The sequence below is a fragment of the uncultured Streptococcus sp. genome, assembly GCF_938036805.1.
Classification (GTDB): Bacteria; Bacillota; Bacilli; order Lactobacillales; family Streptococcaceae; genus Streptococcus.
In genome coordinates this window covers 1-1,072 of the sequence record NZ_CALHWC010000120.1, presented here as the reverse complement: position 1 = coordinate 1,072, position 1,072 = coordinate 1, and the positions used below count along the sequence as shown (strand labels likewise).

Annotated in this window: 2 protein-coding genes; one reads left to right on the top strand and one right to left on the bottom strand. The window is 47.3% G+C overall.

Annotated features, from left to right (window positions below):
- Positions 1 to 286 (top strand): hypothetical protein (locus Q0191_RS04830; protein ID WP_297664321.1); only part of this gene is annotated, 286 nt, incomplete at its 5' end.
- Positions 287 to 364: 78 nt separating this feature from the next.
- Here the strand turns inward: Q0191_RS04830 and Q0191_RS04825 are convergent.
- Positions 365 to 1,072, bottom strand: a 708-nt coding sequence (locus Q0191_RS04825) for an arginase family protein (RefSeq protein ID WP_297664319.1), incomplete at its 5' end; no start/stop codon positions are given.

The window sequence follows — 1,072 nt, the reverse complement described above, 5'->3', positions numbered from 1 at the left end:
GATTGGCTGCGAGAAGGGGGATTACCAGCCGGTGCTTGATCTGCTGCGGAAAAAGGATAGTCTCATTAGTCGCTATGGCAATCCGCGGGACAAGGGCTTGATCTACTATCTGATGGCTGTGATCAAGTATCGCCAGCTGGCTGGCAGTTTGCAAGAAGCTGGTTTTGAAAATTTACTAGATCAGGACTTTGAGACCTACTATGAAACGGCTAAAAGCCAGCTCAATCCCTACCGTGACCGGCACCAGCTCAAGGAATTAGAAAACTTACGTCGGACCTTGTCTTAAGAATTGAACACAAATAAAAGAGGATGAAAGTTATATTCATCCTCTTTTGGTGTTTGTAATGAAGTTTTTAAATTCTCATCAGTCATGTACTTGTGCCCAGACTTGGGTCAGGTAAAAGACAAAACTTGCCGCTAGGTTGGCCGTGTGGTTATCTATATCGTGAGGTGGAGAGACTTCGACGATGTCAAAGCCAATTAGCTTGCCTGAAGCAGCGATGTGCTGGAAGACCAGCACGGCCAGATTGGGATCCACACCGAGCGACTGGATGGCACTGACACCAGGAGCAGCGCCAGCTGCAAAGCAGTCAATATCAATGGTTAAATAGACCTGCTCTTTATCGGCTAGAAAAGCATCAACTACCTTGCAGACTTCCTTATGTCCCATTTGGTACATATCCATTCCAGTCAGGAATTGGATAGCGTTGGATTTGGCTACAAAGTCAAAGAGAAAGAGATTGTTATTGTGTTCCTGAATCCCTAGGATAAGGTAGTTAAAGATCTGTTTCTGAGCTAAGGTGTCATCAAACATTTGACGAAAACCGGTACCGGAGTTGGGGCCCGTCTGATCGTAGGGGCGTAGGTCAAAATGGGCATCCATATTGATCACAGCTAAGTTTTGGTCAGGATTTAGTGACGACTTGAGACCTAGATAGTTGCCGTAGGCTGTTTCGTGACCGCCGCCTAGAACGATGGGACGGAGATTAAGCTCTCGCAGGCGTTTGACTGCTCTCGCCAAGCTTTGCTGCAGCTGCTCCAGAGAGCGGTTAGGCCCGTCAATATCGCCAAC